At 66.2% G+C, this 20006-nt stretch carries 13 protein-coding genes (1 of these 13 cut by a window edge); 11 read left to right on the forward strand and 2 right to left on the reverse strand.

What is annotated here, in order from left to right; all coding sequences use genetic code 11:
• Together V474_RS23660 and V474_RS23665 are read right to left on the reverse strand one after the other, a co-directional pair.
• Positions 1 to 1129: the 5' portion of an ATP-binding protein gene (locus V474_RS23660; RefSeq protein ID WP_059153700.1), read on the reverse strand. It extends 254 nt beyond the left edge of the window; only the first 1129 of its 1383 coding nucleotides appear in the window; its start codon is at positions 1127 to 1129; its stop codon lies off the left edge, out of view.
• Between the two features lie 11 nt (positions 1130 to 1140).
• Positions 1141 to 1887 (reverse strand): response regulator transcription factor, encoded by a 747-nt coding sequence (locus tag V474_RS23665; protein WP_059153634.1) that lies wholly within the window; start codon positions 1885 to 1887, stop codon positions 1141 to 1143.
• A gap of 195 nt (positions 1888 to 2082) precedes the next feature.
• Between V474_RS23665 and V474_RS23670 the strand changes: the two genes are divergently transcribed.
• The 11 genes from V474_RS23670 (at position 2083) to V474_RS23720 (ending at position 20005) form a co-directional block, all read left to right on the forward strand.
• Positions 2083 to 3189 (forward strand): efflux RND transporter periplasmic adaptor subunit, encoded by a 1107-nt coding sequence (locus V474_RS23670; RefSeq protein ID WP_059153701.1) that lies wholly within the window; start codon positions 2083 to 2085, stop codon positions 3187 to 3189.
• Between the two features lie 4 nt (positions 3190 to 3193).
• Positions 3194 to 6409: an efflux RND transporter permease subunit gene (locus V474_RS23675; protein ID WP_059153635.1), complete on the forward strand. Its 3216-nt coding sequence runs from the start codon at positions 3194 to 3196 to the stop codon at positions 6407 to 6409.
• On the forward strand, positions 6409 to 7815 hold the full coding sequence (locus V474_RS23680; RefSeq protein WP_059153636.1) for an efflux transporter outer membrane subunit: 1407 nt from the start codon (positions 6409 to 6411) through the stop codon (positions 7813 to 7815). Before V474_RS23675 ends, V474_RS23680 begins: the two co-directional genes overlap by 1 nt.
• Before the next feature lie 484 nt (positions 7816 to 8299).
• Complete coding sequence (locus tag V474_RS23685; RefSeq protein WP_059153637.1) at positions 8300 to 8896, forward strand: biliverdin-producing heme oxygenase; 597 nt, start codon at positions 8300 to 8302, stop codon at positions 8894 to 8896.
• Between the two features lie 136 nt (positions 8897 to 9032).
• Positions 9033 to 11858 carry a bifunctional diguanylate cyclase/phosphodiesterase gene (locus V474_RS23690; RefSeq protein ID WP_059153638.1) on the forward strand — a complete coding sequence of 942 codons (2826 nt, stop codon included), beginning with the start codon at positions 9033 to 9035 and terminating at the stop codon, positions 11856 to 11858.
• 217 nt (positions 11859 to 12075) lie between these two features.
• The gene (locus V474_RS23695; protein ID WP_059153639.1) at positions 12076 to 13140 is read left to right on the forward strand and encodes an NAD(P)-dependent alcohol dehydrogenase; all 1065 of its coding nucleotides are present in this window, start codon (positions 12076 to 12078) and stop codon (positions 13138 to 13140) included.
• A 117-nt stretch (positions 13141 to 13257) separates the two neighbouring features.
• Complete coding sequence (locus tag V474_RS23700; protein ID WP_059153703.1) at positions 13258 to 13998, forward strand: response regulator transcription factor; 741 nt, start codon at positions 13258 to 13260, stop codon at positions 13996 to 13998.
• Positions 13995 to 15605, forward strand: coding sequence for a sensor histidine kinase (locus V474_RS23705; protein WP_059153702.1), 1611 nt, complete (start codon positions 13995 to 13997; stop codon positions 15603 to 15605). The genes V474_RS23700 and V474_RS23705 overlap by 4 nt, the downstream gene beginning before the upstream one ends.
• A 553-nt stretch (positions 15606 to 16158) precedes the next feature.
• A complete protein-coding gene (locus V474_RS23710) occupies positions 16159 to 16593 on the forward strand; it encodes a DUF2147 domain-containing protein (RefSeq protein ID WP_059153640.1) in 435 nt (144 codons plus the stop codon).
• Complete coding sequence (gene mprF, locus V474_RS23715; protein ID WP_082700003.1) at positions 16590 to 19241, forward strand: bifunctional lysylphosphatidylglycerol flippase/synthetase MprF; 2652 nt, start codon at positions 16590 to 16592, stop codon at positions 19239 to 19241. Before V474_RS23710 ends, mprF begins: the two co-directional genes overlap by 4 nt.
• A gap of 20 nt (positions 19242 to 19261) precedes the next feature.
• Positions 19262 to 20005 carry a virulence factor gene (locus tag V474_RS23720; RefSeq protein WP_236711421.1) on the forward strand — a complete coding sequence of 248 codons (744 nt, stop codon included), beginning with the start codon at positions 19262 to 19264 and terminating at the stop codon, positions 20003 to 20005.
• Position 20006 lies beyond the last annotated feature (1 nt).

Consider the following 20006-nt stretch of genomic DNA (forward strand, 5'->3'; position numbering starts at 1 on the left):
GGCAACTAAGATCGGCGCTGCCGCCGTATTTGAGTGCGTTATCGACCAGGTTTCCGAGCACACGTGCCAGTGCATTGGGCTTCACCCGCGCCTGAATGGCGCAGCCTTGGGTGAAAGCAACGCGGTGACCGAATTCGGCGGCGTCCTCGGCCATGCTGGAGAGGATCGAGTCGATGTCGATCACGGACCATGGCTCGCGCAGTTCGCTACTGCGAGCCAGATCGAGGCCGTCTCGAACCATCTGCTGGGTTATTTGCAGGTCGGCGACCAGGCGGTCGCGCAGGTCTTCGTCCTCGACCTGTTCGAGGCGCAGGCGCAGGCGGGTGAGGGGGGTTTGCAGATCGTGCGTTACCGAGGCGAGGATCTGCGTGCGCTCACGCAGGCCTTCGCGAACGCGTTCCTGCGCGAGGTTCAGCGTAGTGATCGCGGCGCGCACTTCGCTTGGGCCGGTGACCGGGATCGGTTCGAAGTCGCCAACCAGAGAGAAGGCACGCGCGGCACGCTCCATCCGGCGCAGCGGGGCGGTGGCAAGGCTGGCGGCGAGCAGGCCGAGCAGGGCGCCCGCGATGATGATAAGTTCAAAATACGGCGGGCCAACCGCCGGGTGATGCAGCGAACGATCCGGCCACAGGTCCACCACGAAGCGGCGCTGGGCGCCGGGCCTTTGCGCGTACTGAATGAACCAGCAATCCGGTAGGGGATTGGTGTTCATTCCGGCAGCATGAGGATAGCGGGCAAACCGCGAGAAACACTCCACGTTCGAGAGCGGCATGACCTGCGCCGGATGGCCGAGCCGTTCGGTGAGCAGGCGCGAGAATTGCGCATCGGGGGCGGTCATTCGCCAATTGGCATCGGCGCGGTGGGCGCCGAGGACCAGACCGTCGGAAAGGACGGCCTCGGTGCTGCCGGGCTGTCGTTCATAGCGATGGGCGATATCGACAGCGCTCTTGAGGGCGGCTTCGGTTTGCTCCTTGCGGAAGACATGACTGCGCAGGGCGTCCGATGCCTGCAGCGCCAGCAAGGCCGAGATCGCCATGCCAAGCGATAGAACTAGGGTGAGCCGCCCGGCGAGCGAGCGCGGATAATCGCGCAGGCGTTTCAGTATGCCGCGCTTTGGCTCGGCGGCCATTTCCGGCACGGTCATTCGAACTTTACGGGGCCGGGCAGCACGTAACCTTCGCTGCGGACTGTCAGGATCAGATCATCGCCGCCCGGCTCGCTCGCCAGTTTGTGGCGCAGGCGGCTGATCTGGATGTCGATGGTGCGATCGAAGGCAACCGTGGCGCTGCGTTCGGGTAGCAGTTCCTCGCGCGACAGCACTTGGTTGGGGGCCTCGATGAAGCGGGTGAGCAGGCGGTATTCGGCCGAGGAGAGCATCACCAGTCGCTCGTCAGCAGTTACCAGCCGGCGTTGGTGCAGGTCCAGCCGCCATGGGCCGACGCGCGCGAAGCGGGCGACGCGGGGGCGGCTCTGCGGTTGTCCGGGAGCCTGATCGAACACCCGCGATCGGCGCAGGAGGTTGCGTACCCGAGCCAGCAGTTCACGCGGCTCGAAAGGCTTTGTCAGATAATCGTCCGCGCCCAGTTCGAGGCCCAGCACGCGGTCGATCGGGCCTTCGCGCGCGGTCACCATCATGATCGCGCCTTCGTGGCCGGCTGCCCGCAGTTCGCGGCACAGGTCGAGGCCGTCGCCGTCGGGCAGGTTGAGGTCGAGGATGAGGAGATCCACCGGGCCGAGGGCAATGCTGGCACGAAGCTGCGCGATGGTGCCTACGGGGTCCACGCGCTGCGGTTCGCGCGAAAGCTGCGCGGTGATGAGTTCACGAATGTCTGGGTCGTCCTCAAGGACGACGATGCGCCCATCGGGGGCGGTTTCCGGCGCGGTCATGGCACAGGACATACTCGCACAGCAGGGCCAAGTCTTCCCCGTTGATACACAACGAAACACCCTGCTTCACGCGGCAACGCAGGGATACCGGACGTTCCTTGCCGCCCGATGTTGCACCGCACAAAGCGGCTCCCAATCACGTACTTCCGTGCAGAAGGATACTTGGCTTTGCGCCTTACCATTCATCATTTCGCCATGGTCTCGGTGCTTGCGCTTGCCAGCGTCACGGCCGCCGGGTGCGGGCAGCAACCAGCCATGCAGGCAAGGGACGTCGAGGTCGGCGTGGTTACGCTCAAGGCTGAGCCGGTGACGGTTTCCACTTCGCTATCGGGCCGTACTGCCGCCACTGCCGTCGCCGAAGTGCGGCCGCAGGTGGATGGGATTGTTCAGTCCCGCCTGTTTGCCGAAGGTTCGCTGGTGCGGGCCGGGCAGCCGCTCTACCAGATCGACCAGCGCCTTTATAAGGCCTCTCTGGATACCTCGCAGGCGCAGTTGGAGAACGCACGGGCGGACCTCTACAGCGCCGAGGCCAAGGCGCGCCGCTATCGCACGCTGGGCGACAGCCAGGCGGTGAGCGGGCAGGACATGGACGAAACCATCGCCGCCGCCCGCGCCGCCAAGGCTGCCGTCCACCAGTATCAGGCCGCCACCCGCAGCGCGCAGGTCAACCTGGGTTTCACCCGTGTCTTCGCGCCGATCGGCGGGCGCATCGGGCGCTCGTCCGTCACCCGGGGCGCGCTGGTCACGGCCAGCCAGACAGACGCGATGGCGACGATCCAGCAGCTTGATCCGATCTTCGTGGACATCACCCAGTCCTCCGCCGACCTGCTGCGCCTGCGCAGCGCGCTGGCCCGGGGCGCCATGGTGCCCGCCAGCACCGCCGTGACCCTGAGGCTGGAGGACGGGACGAAATACCCGGCCCCCGGCACCATCGAGTTCAGCGAAGTCAACGTCGATCCTGAAGCCGGGACCGTCACCATCCGGGCCAGGTTTCCCAACCCGGACGGCCTGCTGCTGCCCGGCATGTTCGTGAATGTCGATGCGCCGCAGGGCGTGATCCAGCGCGGCGTGCTTGCGCCCCAGCAGGGTATCTCCCGCGATGCCAAGGGCAATGGGACGGCGCTGGTCGTCGATGCGCAGGGCAAGGTGGAGCAGCGCACGGTGGTCACCGGGCAGGCAGTGGGCAGCAAGTGGCTCATCACCAGCGGGCTCAAGGCGGGCGACCGGCTGATCGTGGAGGGCACCGACAAGGCCCGCGTCGGCGCCAGGGTCAAGGCCGTCGCGGCAAAGCTGGGCGACTGATCTCATGAACCTTAGCCGCTATTTCGTCGACCGGCCGATCTTCGCCTGGGTCCTTTCGATCATCGTCATGATGGCCGGCATCGCCGGTATCCTGAGCCTTCCCGTTGCGCAGTACCCCGATGTCGCCCCGCCATCGGTGACGATCAGCGCCACTTATCCGGGCGCCTCGGCGCAGACGCTGGAGAATTCGGTCACGCAGGTGATCGAGCAGCAACTGACCGGTATCGACAACCTGCTTTACTTCTCATCCAGTTCGGACAGCTCCGGCTCGGCCTCGGTCACCGCGACATTCGCCAAGGGCACCGATCCCGACGTGGCGCAGGTGCAGGTGCAGAACAAGGTGCAGCAGGCCAATTCGCGCCTACCCACCGAAGTGCAGCAGCAGGGCCTGACCGTCACCAAGGCGGGCGCGGACATGCTGATGGTCGTCGGCCTTTACGACGAAACCGACAGGACCAGCGCCAGCGATGTTGCCGATTACTTCGTCTCGAATTTCCAGGACGACCTGGCCCGCGTAAACGGCGTGGGCGGCGTGCGGGTGCTGGGTTCGCAATATGCCATGCGCATCTGGCTGGACCCGGCCCGCCTGATGGCGCGCCAGCTGATGCCATCGGATGTGGAAAGCGCGATTTCCTCGCAGAACGTCGATCTTTCCGCCGGTCAGCTTGGCGCGCAGCCGCTGGCCAAGGGACAGATGCTGAATGCCGTGGTGAAAGCGAAGTCGCGCCTGCAGACCCCGGACCAGTTCCGCGCCATCGTCGTCAAATCGCTCAGCGATGGTTCGGTGGTGCGGCTTTCCGATGTCGCGACGGTCGAAATGGGCCAGGAAAGCTACGACGTGTCCGGCCGCATGGACGGCCACCCCGGCGCCGGCATCGCCATCGAGCTGGCGTCGGGCGCGGATGCGCTCAAGACGGTCGCACTGGTGAAGGCGCAGGTCGAGCAGATATCCAGGAGCCTGCCCGCCGGTTACAAGATCGCCTATCCGCGCGACACCAGCGAGTTCGTGAAACTTTCCATCCACGAAGTGATCGAAACGCTGGTCATCGCGATCCTGCTCGTCGTGCTGGTGATGTACGCCTTCCTGCAAAGCTGGCGGGCAACTCTGGTGCCCGCGATCGCGGTTCCGGTGGTGCTGCTCGGCACGTTCGGCATGTTGGCGGTGCTGGGCTATTCGATCAACACATTGACGCTGTTCGCAATGGTGCTGGCGATCGGCCTGCTCGTCGACGACGCCATCGTCGTGGTCGAGAACGTCGAGCGCCTGATGCATGATGACAAGCTGAGCCCCTACCGCGCCACCGTGCGTTCGATGGAGGAGATCGGCTCGGCGCTTGTCGGCATCGCGCTGGTGCTTTCCGCCGTGCTGCTGCCGATGGCCTTCTTCGGCGGGTCCACCGGCGTCATCTACCGCCAGTTCTCCGTCACCATCGTGGTGGCCATGGCGCTGTCGGTGCTGACCGCGCTGATCCTCTCGCCCGCGCTGTGTTCCACGCTGCTCAAAGCCCGCGACCATGACGGTCATGATGCGCCGCCGGCAACCGGCCTGCGCGGCGCGGGACAGCGGCTCAAGACCCGGCTCGATGGCTGGTTCGGCGCCTTCAACCGCTGGTTCGACCGCATGACCGAGCGCTACGTCGATGCGACCGCCAGGGTCATCGCGCGGCGGCGGCTGTGGCTGGCGGTCTACGGCGTCATCATTGCCGCCGTGGTCGTGCTGTTCGTGCGCCTGCCCACCGGCTTCCTGCCCACCGAGGACCAGGGCGAGGTGATGATCGTCTACCAGCTGCCCGCAGGCGCCACGGCCGAGCGCACCGAGAAGGTCCGCAGCGAGATCGAGGCCGCGTTCAGGAGCGAAGGCGCCAACGTGGCCCATCTTTTCACCGTTGCCGGCTTCAGCTTCAACGGTTCGGGGCAGAACGCGGGCATGGGTTTTGCCAGCCTTGCTCCGTTCGAGGAGCGTTCTTCTTCCGATCAGTCCGCCACGGCCATTTCCGGGCGGCTGATGGGCAAGCTGTCGAAGATCCGCGACGCGCAGGTCTTCGTCATGACGCCGCCGGCGATCCAGGGGCTGGGCCAGTCTAACGGCTTCACCTTCCAGCTGCTCAATGCAAACAACATGGACCGCACGAAGTTCGTGGAACTGCGCGACAAGCTGATCGCCGCCGCCAATGGCGACGCCGCGCTCTCGCAGGTCCGCGCGTCGAGCCTGCCGGATACGCCGCAGTTCGACATCACGTTCGAAGATGCCAAGCTATCCGTCCTGGGCCTTACCGTGGCAAATGCCACCGACACGCTCAGTTCGGCTTGGGGCGGTACATACGTCAACGACTTCATCGACCGGGGCCGCGTGAAGAAGGTCTACATGCAAGGCGAGGCGTCCTCGCGAATGCTGCCTAGCGACCTCGACAAGTGGTTCGTGCGCTCCACTTCGGCGACGAATGCCGATGGCACGGGCAAGATGGTGCCGTTCTCGGCGTTCACCGCGATGAACTGGGAGACGGGGCCCAGCAGCCTTTCGCGCTTCAACGGACGCTCGTCCTTCGAACTGCAGGGCGACGCCGGTTCGGGCTACAGTTCGGGCGATGCGATGAAGGCAATGATCGCGCTCCAGCAGAAGATCGCGCCCGGCGCGGGCTATGCCTGGAGCGGGCTGTCCTACCAGCAGAACCAGTCCAGCGGGCAGGCGCTGTACCTTTATATCCTCTCGGTCGCCGTCGTGTTCCTGTGCCTTGCCGCGCTTTATGAAAGCTGGTCGGTGCCGCTGGCGGTGCTGCTGGTGATCCCGCTGGGCGTGATCGGCGCGGTGCTGGCGGTGGCGGTGCGCGGGCTGGAGAACGACATCTACTTCCAGGTCGGCCTGCTCACCACCATCGGCCTTGCCGCGAAAAACGCGATCCTCATCGTCGAATTCGCCGAAATGGCCCGGCGGGACGGGCGCGACATGATCGAGGCCGCGCTTGAGGCTGCCCGCGTGCGCCTCAGGCCGATCATGATGACCTCGATCGCCTTTATCGCCGGCGTCGTGCCGCTGGCGATCGCGAGCGGGGCGGGCGCACAGGGACGTATCGCCATCGGCACCGCGGTGCTGGGCGGGATGCTGACCGCCACGGTGCTCGCCATCTTCTACGTGCCGCTGTTCTTCGTCATCGTCGCCCGCGTGTTCCATCTTGGCGATGGCAAGACGGCTGCTCCCACCATGCCCGAGGACAACGCCTGATGCGCCGTTCCCTGATCTCTCTCACAGCGCTCGCCGTTGCCCTTGCCGGCTGCAACATGGCGCCCAAATACATCCGTCCCGAAGCGGCCGCCCCGGCGGCATGGCCGCAAGGTGCAGCTTATGCCCCGGCTGAAGCGGGGGAGGCGGGGATGCCCTGGCGTACCTTGTTCGCCGATCCGCGCCTTCAGGCGGTGATCGAGACGGCGCTGGCGAACAACCAGAACCTTGCGGCCAGCCTGGCCAATGTCGCCTCGGCGCGGGCTCAGTACCATGTCGAGCGCTCGTACCAGTTGCCAACCATAGCCGCAGGCGCTGATGCCAGCGCGGTGCGGGGCCTCAAGTCCTCGGTGGGCGATACGCAGAGCTACAGCGCCAACGCCGGCTTCAGTGCGTTCGAACTGGACCTGTTCGGCCGCCTCAAGAACCAGAGCCGCGAGCAGCTCGAAACCTATCTCGCCACCGAGTCCGGCTATCGGTCTGCCCGGCTGACTCTGGTCGCAAATGCGGCCACGGCTTACGTCACGCTGGCCGCCGACCGCGATCTGCTGGCGATTGCCGAACAGACCCGGGCCAGCGGCCAGCGCTCGGTCGACCTGACGCAGTCGCTTTTCAAGGCGGGACTGGCCGCTGCCGGAGACGTGGCTTCGGCGCGGACGGTGCTGGAGCAGGCCAACTCCGACGTCGCCTCCCAGACGACTCTGGTAGCGCAGGACCGCAATGCGCTGGAACTGCTTGTTGGCGCTCCGGTTGCGGATGCGCAGCTGCCCACCTCCATGGCGCAGCTGGAGACGGGCATCGGGCAAGTGCCGGCGGGGCTATCGTCGCAGGTGCTGCTGCAACGGCCCGACGTGGTCGAGGCAGAGCATGAGCTGCAGGCCACATACGCCCAGATCGGCGCGGCGCGGGCAGCATTTTTCCCGCAGATATCGCTGACTTCTGCGCTGGGGCTTGCCAGCACCGCGCTTGCCAGCCTGTTCACCGGGGATGCCTTCAGTGCCAGCGGCACGGCGAGCGCCAGCCTGCCGCTGCTGGGAGGGGCCAACAAGGGCAATCTGGAATACGCCAGGGCGCAGCGCGAATACTACCTCGCCAGCTACCGGGGCACGGTGCAGTCGGCCTTCAGGGACGTGGCCGATGCGCTTGCCCGGCGCGGCACGATCACCGACCAGCGGGGCGCACAGGAGCGCCTCGTCGCCGCCGCCCGGAAAAGCTACAATCTGGCCGATGCGCAGTACCGCGCGGGCACCGATACCTTCATCAACGCCCTTGTCGCCCAGCGCTCGCTCTACGCCTACCAGCAGACCCGGGTGGCGACCGTGCTGGCGGACCTGACAAATAGAGTCGCCGTCTACAGCGCCATCGGTGCCGACGAATCGCTGGGAGAGGGCGCCCGCCCGTTCGACTGAGAGCCTGCTTCGAAAGTCGCGATTCTCGCGCGAAGTGGTGGCCGATTGAACTGCGTTAACCGCGGCGATGTGTGCATCTACCGCACTGAAGCCGACGCGTAGAGGGCGTTCAATGACAAACACCCACGGCAGGGATACCGACGAGGACGCCTACCCCCAATTCCATCCCGCCGCTGCGCGGTATCGCCGGGGCGGGCTTCAAGCAGGAACGCTTCGGGGCAGCTGCGGCATCGTCGATGTCACCGCCTGGGTGAAGCCGACCGGTTCGGCGGCCTTCGCCTGCCGGGCGGCGTGTACAACCTGCTCGACAAGACGTATTACAACACCCTCGATATTCCTGACAGCTTCACCGTACCGCAGCTTTGCTACAGCCAGCCGGGACGGACCTGAAAGGCATCGATGATCCTGTCGTACTAACGGCCGGTACGCGGGGCGGGCATCCGGTGCCCGCTTCCGGGCATCTATTCAAAGGACCGTATTTTCCATGGATACCACCCTTCAGGCCCCGCTCGAAGCCAGCCGCGCCAAGAGGCTGAAGGCGGCGACGAACGACACGCACGACCGGCTCGACAAGCGCATAATGGCCGCCGAACCTTTCGCCAGCGTCGAGAATTACGGCCTGTTCCTGAGCGTGCAGTATCAGTTCCACCGCGATATCGACGCGCTTTATGGCGATGCGCAGCTGCGCGCGCTGCTGCCCGACCTCGCCGAGCGCCGCCGTCTCGACCAGATCCGCCAGGATATCGAGGATATTGGCCTGCCGCTGCCGGAATCGAATGGCGAAGTGGCTTTCGCGGCCGGCGAATCGGTCGACCTGCCCACGGCGCTGGGCTGGCTTTACGTGGCCGAAGGATCGAATCTGGGCGCCGCCTTTTTGTTCAAGATGGCGCGGGCGCTGGGCCTCGACGAGAATCGCGGCGCCAGCCATCTGGCAGGGCACCCGGACGGCCGCGCCCAGCATTGGCGCGCGTTTACCGGCGCGCTCGATGCTCTGGTACTGGACAAAGACGAGGAACTGCGACTGGCTGACGGCGCAAGGGCGGCTTTCCGCCGCGTTCACGGCTTGGTGGAAGCCGCGTAAAGGCGTTTAGACGGGCGCGAAAGGGATTGTCCGTCACGCCCGTTTTTCGAAAAAAAGCAATCGCTCAAGAGCCTTAGGTCCGCGTTAACCAGTGGCAGCTAACTTCGCCCCGTTAATCCTAGGGGCGCTAGATTCGATGTTCGACGTTCTGCTGTGCATTCATGACCAGCACAATGAGTGGTTTGTCCTGCTCGCTGCCGTGATCTGCATCATTTCCACGATGAGCGCGGTCCAGCTTATCCGCCACGCTCGCCACCTTTCCGGCAAGGCTGCCGCACGGTGGATCACGGGCGCGGGTCTGGCCATCGGCTTCGGCATCTGGGCGACTCACTTCGTGGCGATGCTTGGCTATGACCCTGGCGTCATCGCCGGATACCAGATCCCGGCGACAGCGCTTTCGCTGATCGTGGCGATCGCGATGACGACGATGTCCTTCGCCATCGCCATGGCCCGGCCTAACGTCAGCGGACTGGCGGTGGCCAGCCTGCTCGGCGGTGGCGGCATCGCGGCAATGCATTATCTGGGCATGTCGGCGCTGGAACTTCCAGCGCAAATCCACTGGCGCAGCGGATATGTGATCGCCTCGTTTATCGCTGTGGTTATGCCGACTTACCCGGCGCTGGTGCTTGCGGTGCGGGGGCGCACCGTACGCGGCGGCGTCGCCGCTGGCGTGCTGTTGACGCTGTCGGTCGTGCTGCTCCACTTCATCGGCATGACCGCGGTTGAACTGGTGCCGACCCCGCTGGACCTGCGCACCGGCGTGCTGCTTTCGCGCGACAGCATGGCGACGATGATCACGGCAGGCTCGCTCTGCCTGCTCACTACCTGCATCGCGGTGCTGGCCATGGCCCGCCGCGCGCGGCTTACCCTTCATGCGACCGAGCGTGACATGTCCATCCTGGTGAAGGGCATCACCGACTGCGCCATCTACATGCTGGACCGCGACGGCAAGGTCGCCAACTGGAACGCGGGCGCCCAGCGCCTCAAGGGTTACGCGGCGAGCGAAGTCATCGGCATGCCGCTGCAACGCTTCTACACGCCGGAGGACCGCGCCGAAGGCCTGCCAGAGCGGGCGATGACAACCGCGATGCGAACCGGCAAGTACAGCGGCGAGGGCTGGCGGATGCGCCGAGACGGAACCCGTTTCTGGGCCCACGTCACGATCGAGAAGATTGCCGACGAGCACGGCGAGCACATCGGTTTCGCCAAGATCACCCGCGACATGGACCGCTTCAAGGAAGACGCCGACCGCTTGAAGGAAATGACCGGGCACCTCGACGCGGCGCTGGGCAACATGCACCAGGGCCTGTGCCTGTTCGGCGCGGACAAGCGCCTGCTGCTGGTCAACGCCCGCTTCACGGAAATCTGGAAGATCGACTTCGACGTGCACCTGCCAGGCATGACGATCGAACAGGTTGCCCGCACCGCGCTGAACGGCGTGACCTGCCCTGCCGGGGCGCAGCGTCCGATCGAAGAGATGCGCCGCCTTTTCGCGCGGCCAGCCGCCGATGCCGGTTCCACGCCCGAAATACTTGAGTTTGGCGATACGCTGGTCGTGTCGATGGTCAGCCGCGCCATGCCCGGCGGTGGCTGGGTGACGACCTTCGAAGACATTACAGAGCGTCGCCGCTCCGATGCCAAGATCGCGCATATGGCGATGCATGACAGCCTTACCGGCCTGCCCAACCGTTCCAGCTTCGCACACTGGATCGACGCGGAGCTGGAGCAGGCCCGGCACTTCGGTCACCAGTTGACCTCGGTGATGATCGACCTCGACCGCTTCAAGGAAATCAACGACACGCGCGGCCACGGTGCCGGCGATGCGGCGCTGCAACACCTTTCGAAGCGCCTGCTCGACGTGCTGACCGAGGGTGAGGTCGTCGCCCGACTCGGCGGAGACGAGTTCGCTGCCGCCAAGCGCTTCAAGGACAAGGCCGAACTGGCTGGGTTCCTGGGCCGTCTGGAAAACTGCTTCGCGACCCCGTTCGGACCTGAAGACAACAGCTTCTACCTGGGCGCCAGCATAGGCGTGGCCGTGTTCCCGCAGGACGGCGATCAGCGCGAACAGCTGCTCAACAACGCGGATCTTGCGATGTACCGGGCCAAGGCCAACGTCGGCGAGCGGCTTGCCTACTACGAGCCGGAAATGGATGAAACGGCGCGTGCGCGCCGCCAGATCGCCAACGACCTTCGCCATGCCCTCGATCGCAACGAACTGACGCTCGTCTATCAGCCGCAGCATGGCCTGGCGACCGGGGAGATGACCGGGTACGAGGCGCTTTTGCGCTGGGAACACCCGACGCGCGGCTTCATCGCGCCCGACGATTTTATCCCCATCGCCGAGGAAACCGGCGAAATCTTCCGCATCGGCGAATGGGTGCTGCGCGAAGCCTGCACCGAGGCAATGGCCTGGGCCAATGACCTGAAGATCGCCGTGAACCTTTCCGCCGTCCAGCTTTCGCAAAGCGATCTGGTTCAGGTGGTGCACGGCATCCTGATCGAGACCGGACTATCGCCCCGGCGGCTTGAACTGGAGATCACCGAAACCGCGATCATCGGCGACAAGCTGCGCGCGCTGCATCTGCTGCGCCAGATCAAGGCGCTGGGCATCAGCATCGCGATGGACGATTTCGGCACCGGCTATTCCTCGCTCGATACGCTCCATTCCTTCCCGTTCGACAAGATCAAGATCGACAAGTCGTTCCTTCTGCGCTCGCAGACCAGCAGTCAGGCGCGAGCGATCATCAAGGCGGTCCTCGCTCTTGGGCAAAGCCTCAACGTGCCGGTCCTGGCCGAAGGCGTCGAGACGCTCGACCAGGTCGCGCTGCTCAAGGAACAGGGCTGCGACGAAGCGCAAGGATACTATTTCGGACGGCCCGGCGCCTCGCCGAGCCTGTCTATCGGGCATGTCGTGATAACCGGATCCGCCGACGAGCTGCTGAGAGCCGCCTCGGCAGCTTGACCGGGGCGACGCCGGACATCCGGCACCGGGGGCAGCGAGGTAGGGTAGTGCGGGAGAGCATGTTGGGCCCCGAATCCGGTGCGCCGACGATGGTGAGCATTGCTCACCGCTGCGTGCAATCCTGGTGACCTGACGATAGCCGTGTTCATGCACTATCTCGCATGTGCAACACGGCTATCGCCGTGCCTGTCCGTTTCAGCCATCCCGAGGATCATCCATGCAAGTCAAAGCCTATGGCGTTGCCGCCAATGCCCGTCCGCTCGAACCGCTGCTGATCGAACGCCGTGAAACAGGCGCGCGCGATGTCGCGATCGACATCAGCTATTGCGGCGTCTGCCACTCGGACCTGCACACCGCGCGCGGTGAATGGGGTGAGACGCCTTACCCTTGCGTACCGGGCCATGAAATCGTCGGCACCGTCAGCGCCGTGGGCGACGAAGTTACGCGCTTCAAGGTCGGCGATACCGTCGGCGTGGGCTGCCTCGTCGATAGCTGCGGGCACTGCGGTTCGTGCAAGGAAGACCTCGAAAACTACTGCACCAACGGATGGACGGGCACTTACGGCGCCCCAACGCCGGATGCGCCGGGTCATACGCTGGGCGGTTATTCGCACGCCATTGTCGTCGACGAGCATTTCGTCCTGACCATCAGCCACCCCAAGGAACAGCTCGCCGCCGTTGCGCCGCTGCTCTGCGCGGGCATCACCACATATTCGCCGCTGCGCCACTGGAATGCGGGCCCCGGCAAGAAGGTTGGCGTCGTCGGCATCGGCGGGCTTGGCCACATGGCGATCAAGATCGCCCATGCCATGGGCGCGCATGTCGTCGCCTTCACCTCGACCCCGGGCAAGCGGCAGGACGCCAGGGATCTTGGCGCCGATGAAGCTGTGGTTTCGCGCGACGAGGCCGAGATGGCGGCCCATACCGGCAGCTTCGACCTGATCATCGACACGGTCGCGGCAAGCCACAGCCTCGACACGTACGTCGACCTGCTGCAGCGCGACGGCACGCTGGTCCTGCTGGGCGTTCCCGACCAGCCGCACCCGACCCCCAACGTCGGCGGCCTGATCTTCGGGCGCAAGACCATCGCCGGCTCGCTGATCGGCGGCATCGCCGAAACGCAGGAGATGCTGGATTTCTGCGCCGAGCACGGGATCGTCTCGGACGTCGAGATGATCGAAATGCAGCAGATCGACGAGGCTTACGACCGAATGCTTCGCAGCGACGTACGCTACCGCTTCGTGATCGACAGCGCTTCGCTTGCAAAGGACGTGGCGGCCTGAGGCTGCCGCGCCTTTAAAGTAGATACCGGCGTTCCCGCTACGGCGGGGACGCCGCTTGTTCTGCTCCCTTTTGCTCTCTGCATTGACAGGAGCGAGCGGGAGATGATCATGGGGGCCATGCCTGCCACGATCCTGATCGTCGACGACGACCCTCACATACGCCAGCTTCTGGTCTTTGCCTTCACCAAGGCGGGGTTTGCCACGATCGAAGCCGGCGACGGCGAGGAAGCGCTGGAAAAGGTGGAGGGCCACGGCCCGGACCTTGTCATCCTCGACATCAACATGCCGCGCATGGACGGGCTGGAAGTGTGCCGCCGCCTGCGGGCGGGCGGCGATGTGCCGATCTTCTTCCTCTCCTCGCGCGATGACGAGAGCGACCGCGTGCTCGGCATCGAACTGGGCGGCGACGATTATGTGGTGAAGCCGTTCTCCCCGCGTGAAGTGGTGGCCCGCGCGATGGCGATCCTGCGGCGCACCGCCGCCCGGCCTGCGCAAGCCGGGTCGGAAACCGAAAAGTCGGCGGCGGCGCAAAGCGCCGGGGTGCTGCGCCAGGGCCTGCTCAGCCTCGATCCCGAAAGCTGGACCGCGCGGTGGCAGGGGCAGGAGGTGAGCCTGACCGCCACCGAGTTCACCATCCTGCGCACCTTGCTGGAAGCGCCCGCGCGGATATTCTCGCGCGACCAGATGATCGACCGTTTCCGGGGGCCGGGCTTCGCGATGACGGATCGGACCGTGGACAGCCACGTGCGCAACCTGCGGCGCAAGTTCGCCGACCTGGGCGGCAGCGACGTGATCGAGACACGCGCCGGCATCGGCTACCGCATGGGCGCATGTGCCGGAGCGGCGGCCTCTTCATGATTCCTCGCCTCAAGGGCCTGGTCGGCCGGTTCTGGCCGGTCCTGCGCCTGCGCACCTTCCTGCTAGGCACGCTGCTGTTCGTGGCGGCCTTGCCTGGCCTTGGCGCGATCTTCCTGCGCGTCTACGAAAACGCGCTGGTGCGCCGGACCGAGGCGGAACTTGTGGCGCAGGGCGCCGCGCTGGCCGCCAGCGCTGCGATCGTGGCGCGGGGCATTCCGATGCAGGCCGTGCCGCTGGAGGACACCCAGCGCTATCACGAGCGCAAGACCGAGGTGGACTTGCGCTCATCCCCGATCCTGCCGCCCCGGCCGCGCGCGGCCATCACCAACAGGCTGCCGGACCCGGCGGCACTGGTGCTGGCGCGCCAGATGATGCCTGCGTTCCGGGAAACCAAAGTCACCACGCTTGCCGCGATCCTGATGCTCGACCGGCACGGGGTGCTGCTCAACGGGCAGGCCGGCGGGCGCAGCTTTGCCATGCTGCCGGAAGTGCGTATCGCGCTGGGTGGCAGCGCGGTGACGGTGCTGCGCAAGAACGAAGGCTATGTGCGGCGCTATCCGCTGGAATGGCTGAGCCGGGCGGCGCAGATCCGCCTGCACCATGCACGCCCGATCATGGTCGACGGCAAGGTGGTGGGCGTGCTGCTGTTATCACGCTCGCCGCGCGCCCTGTTCCTCGGCATCTACGAGGACCGGGGCAAGATCGCGCTGGGCGGGGTGGTGATCCTGGGGCTGCTGTTCGCGCTGACGGCGGTGCTGTCGCGCGCGATCGTACGGCCGGTGGAGCGGCTTAGCCAGGCGACGCGCGAGCTGGCCTCGGGCAGGCGGGTCACGGCGCGGCAGTCCTCGCTTCAGGTGGTTGAGATCAGGGCCCTGTTCCACGATTTCGAGCAGATGGCCGACAGCATCGAGAAACGCTCGCGCTATCTGCGCGATTTCGCGGCCTCAGTCAGCCATGAGTTCAAGACCCCGCTGGCCGCGATGTCGGGTGCCATCGAACTGCTGCAGGACCACGGCGGCGACATGGCCTCGGCCGACCGCGAGCGGTTCCTCGCCAACATGGCCGCCGATGCGCGCCGCCTCTCTCGCCTTGTCGGGCGGCTGATGGAACTCGCGCGGGCCGACGTTCTGGTGGGAGAGCCCGGTGCCAGCGCCCCGGTTCACGGTATCCTCGCCTCCATGGCCGATGCCATGACGCGGGATCGGTTCCGCGTGAACCTCTTGCTGTCCGAGGCATCCTCGGCTCTGGTTCCGGCGGTTGCCATGGACCCCGGCGCGCTGGAGGCGGTCCTGACCACGCTGGCCGAGAACGCCCGGCAGGCAGGGGCATCCCGGCTGGAGGTGACATTGACGGTGCAGGATGACGACTGGGTGCGCCTCGATCTTGTCGACGACGGGCCGGGCATTCCTGAAGGCGACCGGGAACGCGTGTTCGCCCCTTTCTTCACCAGCAAGCGCGAGGCAGGCGGCACGGGGCTGGGCCTCGCCATCGCCCGCTCGCTGCTGGATGCCTATGGCGGCGTACTGGAACTGCTGCGCTCGCCGAATGGCGCGCATTTTCGCGTGCTGTGCCCCAGGGCAATGGAGTATTCGGCAAATATGCTTTGACAAATATAACCATATAGGTTACATGCTGCACCGTCGATTTCGATCGGCAAAAGCGGCGGGACGGGAAGCGCGTAGCTGACGCTTTTCGCTTTCCCGTGCATGGTCGGCGCCCGGTACTGGACCGGACAAGCCGCAATACCGGATGCGTGGATGAACATGAGGGTGTGCCCTCAGGACCGGCGGCAGGGGAGCGAGCCCGACCCGCCATCCCCGCGCACCACAGGGCCGAGTCGGTGAGTACCTTGAGGTTTGCCCCTCTCCGGCCGTTCGCGATTTACAGGCAGATCCATAAGCATGTCGCCTGATGCTGGCGGCCCCAGCGCCGGCCATACCCGTCCGCCAGGTTTTTCCATCGGCGTACTCTCCGCACTCGCCCGCGGAGGTTGAGGCTTGCCCTTTTCGCCCTCTCCGGGCGGCATCAAGGTGCGAAGAAAACCGCCGCATCGATCCCGTGCTTCAACGCGTTACCCTGACATTGCCGATATTTCATCTGCCCGTGAGGGCGGTGCAATCCAGGCATGCGTACTGCGATGGTAACCCCACGGAGTCCGCCATGCGATATGCCCTGTTCATCCCCCTCCTCGTCGCCTTGGCCGCGCCTGCCTTCGCGAGCGAGGGACATGCCGCGGCCGATGCCGAAGGCATCTGGTTGAACCCGAAACACACCGTCGCCGTTCATACCGACGTTTGCGCACAGAACCGGACGCAAAGCCTGTGCGGCCGCATCGTGTGGGCCAGTACCCAGGCCCAGGCCGATGCGCGTGATAGCGATGTGCCCCGTCTGCTCGGCACTGAAATCCTCGAGGACTACCGCTTTCGCGGCCATGGCACCTGGAGTGGCACCGTGTTCGTGCCCGACATGGGCCGCCGTTTCACTTCCGAGATCGACCAGCTTTCGCCCACGCAGTTGAAGGTCAAGGGCTGCATTCTGGGCGGGCTCCTGTGCAAGTCGCAGGTCTGGACCCGTATCGGGCAAGTGCCGGCATGAAACCCCTGCGCGGCCTTGTTGGCCTGATCGAACGGCGGCGGCGGCTGGTTACGCTGGGCGTGGTGCTGGCGGTGATCGCGCTGGGCTTTGCGGCGCTCGATGCCCTGACGCACGAGATCCGCTATTCGCAGGTTCGCGCCGCAGTCCATGCGCTGACACCCGCGCAGATCGTACTGGCGCTGGGGTTCACCGCCGCAAGCTACCTTGCGCTGACATTCTACGATTACCTTGCGCTGCGCATCGTCGGGCGCCCGCTGCCCTGGCGGACGGCGGCACTGGCCTCGTTCACCAGCTATACCCTCAGCCACAATCTGGGCCTTTCGCTGTTGACCGGCGGCTCGGCCCGTTATCGCATCTACGTCGCGGCGGGGCTTGACGGGCCGGATGTCGCGCGGGTGGTCGCGCTGGCGGCGGGCAATTTCTGGGCCGGTATCATCACCATCGCGGGCGCTGCCATGCTGCTCCACCCCGGCAGGCTGGACCTGCCCGGCGTGTCGCTGGGGGCGGGCCCGACTCACCTTGCCGGAGCGGCGATGATGGCGTTCATGGCGGCGCTGGTGATCGCGGCGGCGCGGGCGAAAGGCCCGCTGCGGGTTCTGGGCATAAGCCTGCCGGTGCCGCGTCCGGGCCAGATCATGGCGCAGATCGGTATCGGCTTCGTCGACTTGTCCTGCGCGGCGGCGGCGCTGTTCGTGCTGCTGCCCGGCGCTGCTCCGGCACTTCTGCCCGCCTTCGTGCTTGCTTATGCGCTGGGCATCGTCGTTGCGCTGATAAGCCACGTCCCCGGCGGGCTGGGCGTGTTTGAGGCAGTGGTCCTTGCCATCGTGCCGGGAGACCGCACGGCGCTGTTCGCAGCTCTCATCGCCTATCGCCTCGTCTATTACCTGCTGCCCCTGGTGCTGGCGGCATTGCTGCTCGCTTGGCACGAGAGCCGCCGCAGCCGCCGGCTCGCTCAACTGGTGGGCGGCATGCAGACGTTGGCCACCAGCCTGTCGCCGCTGCTGCTGAGCTGCTCGGCATTCCTGGGCGGCGGGATGCTGCTGCTGTCGGGCTCGCTGCCCGCGATCCACGCGCGGATGGGCCTGCTTGCCGATTTCCTGCCGCTGCCCTTCATCGAGGCGAGCCACATCGCCGCCAGTCTTGTGGGCACGGCGCTGCTGCTGCTGGCGCCGGGGCTTTACCGCCGGCTGGACGGAGCCTGCCTGGCGACGCGGCTGCTGCTGGTGGCGGGGGCCTTCTTCTCGCTGACCAAGGGTATCGACTATGAGGAGGCGGCGGCCTGCCTTGGCCTTGCCGGCCTGCTCCAGCTGACGCGCGGCGCCTTCTATCGCCGCACCGCGCTGACCGAGACACCGTTGACGGCCGGCTGGCTGGCCGCGGTCGGGATGGTCGGCGGACTGGCGCTCTGGGCCGGGATGTTCGCCTACCGCCACATTCCCTACGACGACGACCTGTGGTGGAAGTTCGCGCTGCAGGCCAATGCCCCGCGCTACTTGCGCGCCGCGCTGGCCTGCGCCGTGTTCCTCGCCGGGTTTGCCCTGTGGCGGCTATTCGCGCCTTCAGCCTCGCGCCCTCACGGCGAAAGCGTGGAGGAGGCGGGGCCGGCGATCCGCGCCATCATGGCCACCAGCGGTCGGACCGAAGCGATGCTGGCGCTGACCGGCGACAAGCGGTTCCTGGTTTCCGCCGCCCGCGATGCCTTCATCATGTATCAGGTCAAGGGATCGAGCTGGGTCGTCATGGGCGATCCGGTCGGCGCGGAGCAATCCTGGGGCGAACTGCTCTGGGCGATCCGCGACCTGTCGCACCGCCAGCAGGGCCGGTTGATGCTGTATGAAGTATCGCCCGCCGCACTCGACCTTGCGATCGGCATGGGCCTGCAGATCGTGAAATACGGCGAGGAAGCGATCGTCGATCTCCCCGCTTTCGAACTGGGCACGCCGCAGCTGCGCAGCGTGCGCAAGTCCGAGCGCGTCGCCGCCAAGGCCGGGGCAACCCTGCGCGTGGTTCCCGCCGGCGCCGTGCCGGTGATCCTCGATGAACTGGAAGCCATTTCGGCAGAGTGGATGGCCGCCAAGGGCCACCGCGAAAAAGGCTTCAGCCTCGGCAGTTTCGAGCGCGAATACTTGTGCAACTTCGACGTGGCGCTGGTCATGGTGGAGGGCCGCATCGTCGCCTTCGCCAACCTTTGGCTGACGCGGGACAAGGCCGAAGCCTCGGTCGACCTCATGCGCCACCGCGCCGATGCCCCGCGCGGGACCATGGACTTTCTTTTCGCCAACCTGCTGGTCTGGGCCAAGGCGCGTGGATATCGGCGCTTCACGCTGGGCCAGGTGCCTTTGTCGGGGATCGACGGGCGCCACCTCGCGCCCGCCTGGGCCAAGGCCGCCGCGCTTGTCTTCCGGCATGGCGAGAGCTTCTACGGCTTTCGCGGCCTACGCGGCTACAAGGAGAAGTTCGCGCCTCGCTGGGAGCCTCGCTACGTCGCCGGGCCGCACGGCATCGGCCTGATCCAGGGCCTGCATGACGTATCGCGCCTGATCGGCAGCGGCCCTGCCGCCGGGCCCGCCGCCGTACGGCACGCGGCGCAGGTGTCCGTATCCTTTCCAGTTCACACCCGCCCCCTCGAAAGAATGCTGCCGGCATGACAAATCCGTTTTCCCGCCTCTTGGCGCGCCCGCTCCATCGCTGCCTGCTGCTGTGGCTGCTGGTGCTGGCGGCGTTGGCCATCGCGGTGACAAATGCTCCGGCGCTTCACTTGCTGGGGTCCGAGCCGGTCAGGATGTTCGCGGCGTCGGGGCCTGTACGTGCGGGGCGTCCCCGGCTGGCGGCGGTGTTCCTCTCGGGCGACATGGGTTTCAACTTCGGCATGAGCGCCCCCATCGCGCAGGCCGTTGCGGACAGGGGGATACCCGTCGTCGGGATCAGCTCCCCCGTCGTCTTCGCCCGTCATCATTCACGGGGAGAGGCGCAGGCCGTCGTCGCCGGTGCGATCCGCCTTGCGCTTTCCCGCACCGGAGCCGAGCGGATATTGCTGATGGGCCAGTCCTACGGAGCGGACATCATCGCCACCGCCGCGCCCGACCTGCCGCCGGACCTTCGCGCGCGCATCCTGGCAATCGACCTGACGGTGCCCGCGCAGGACGTCTACTTCCGCGCCGATCCCAGCACACTGGCCTACCTGGGCACCCCCGATGCCCGCCCGCTGCAGGCATTACGAGGAGTGCGCTGGGCCCCGGTGGTCTGCGTCTACGGGCGCGAGGAGACGGACAGCCTCTGCCCCGGCATGACAGGCTCTGGCGCCCGCGTCATCGGTCTGCCCGGCAACCATCACCTTGACCACGACCGCGCGGGCGTCATCGCCGCAACGCTTGGCGCGCTGCGGGCCGCCGTGCCCGAAGCGGAGATCTGAG

The organism is Novosphingobium barchaimii LL02 (assembly GCF_001046635.1).
GTDB classification, from domain to species: Bacteria; Pseudomonadota; Alphaproteobacteria; order Sphingomonadales; family Sphingomonadaceae; genus Novosphingobium; species Novosphingobium barchaimii.

Excerpts from the sequence above, each read along its gene's own strand:
- V474_RS23665 (WP_059153634.1), bottom strand. The coding sequence starts at position 1,887 with ATGACCGCGCCGGAAACCGCCCCCGATGGGCGCATCGTCGTCCTTGAG.
- V474_RS23670 (WP_059153701.1), top strand. The coding sequence starts at position 2,083 with ATGGTCTCGGTGCTTGCGCTTGCCAGCGTCACGGCCGCCGGGTGCGGG.
- V474_RS23675 (WP_059153635.1), top strand. The coding sequence starts at position 3,194 with ATGAACCTTAGCCGCTATTTCGTCGACCGGCCGATCTTCGCCTGGGTC.
- V474_RS23680 (WP_059153636.1), top strand. The coding sequence starts at position 6,409 with ATGCGCCGTTCCCTGATCTCTCTCACAGCGCTCGCCGTTGCCCTTGCC.
- V474_RS23685 (WP_059153637.1), top strand. The coding sequence starts at position 8,300 with ATGGATACCACCCTTCAGGCCCCGCTCGAAGCCAGCCGCGCCAAGAGG.
- V474_RS23690 (WP_059153638.1), top strand. The coding sequence starts at position 9,033 with ATGTTCGACGTTCTGCTGTGCATTCATGACCAGCACAATGAGTGGTTT.
- V474_RS23695 (WP_059153639.1), top strand. The coding sequence starts at position 12,076 with ATGCAAGTCAAAGCCTATGGCGTTGCCGCCAATGCCCGTCCGCTCGAA.
- V474_RS23700 (WP_059153703.1), top strand. The coding sequence starts at position 13,258 with ATGCCTGCCACGATCCTGATCGTCGACGACGACCCTCACATACGCCAG.
- V474_RS23705 (WP_059153702.1), top strand. The coding sequence starts at position 13,995 with ATGATTCCTCGCCTCAAGGGCCTGGTCGGCCGGTTCTGGCCGGTCCTG.
- V474_RS23710 (WP_059153640.1), top strand. The coding sequence starts at position 16,159 with ATGCGATATGCCCTGTTCATCCCCCTCCTCGTCGCCTTGGCCGCGCCT.
- mprF (WP_082700003.1), top strand. The coding sequence starts at position 16,590 with ATGAAACCCCTGCGCGGCCTTGTTGGCCTGATCGAACGGCGGCGGCGG.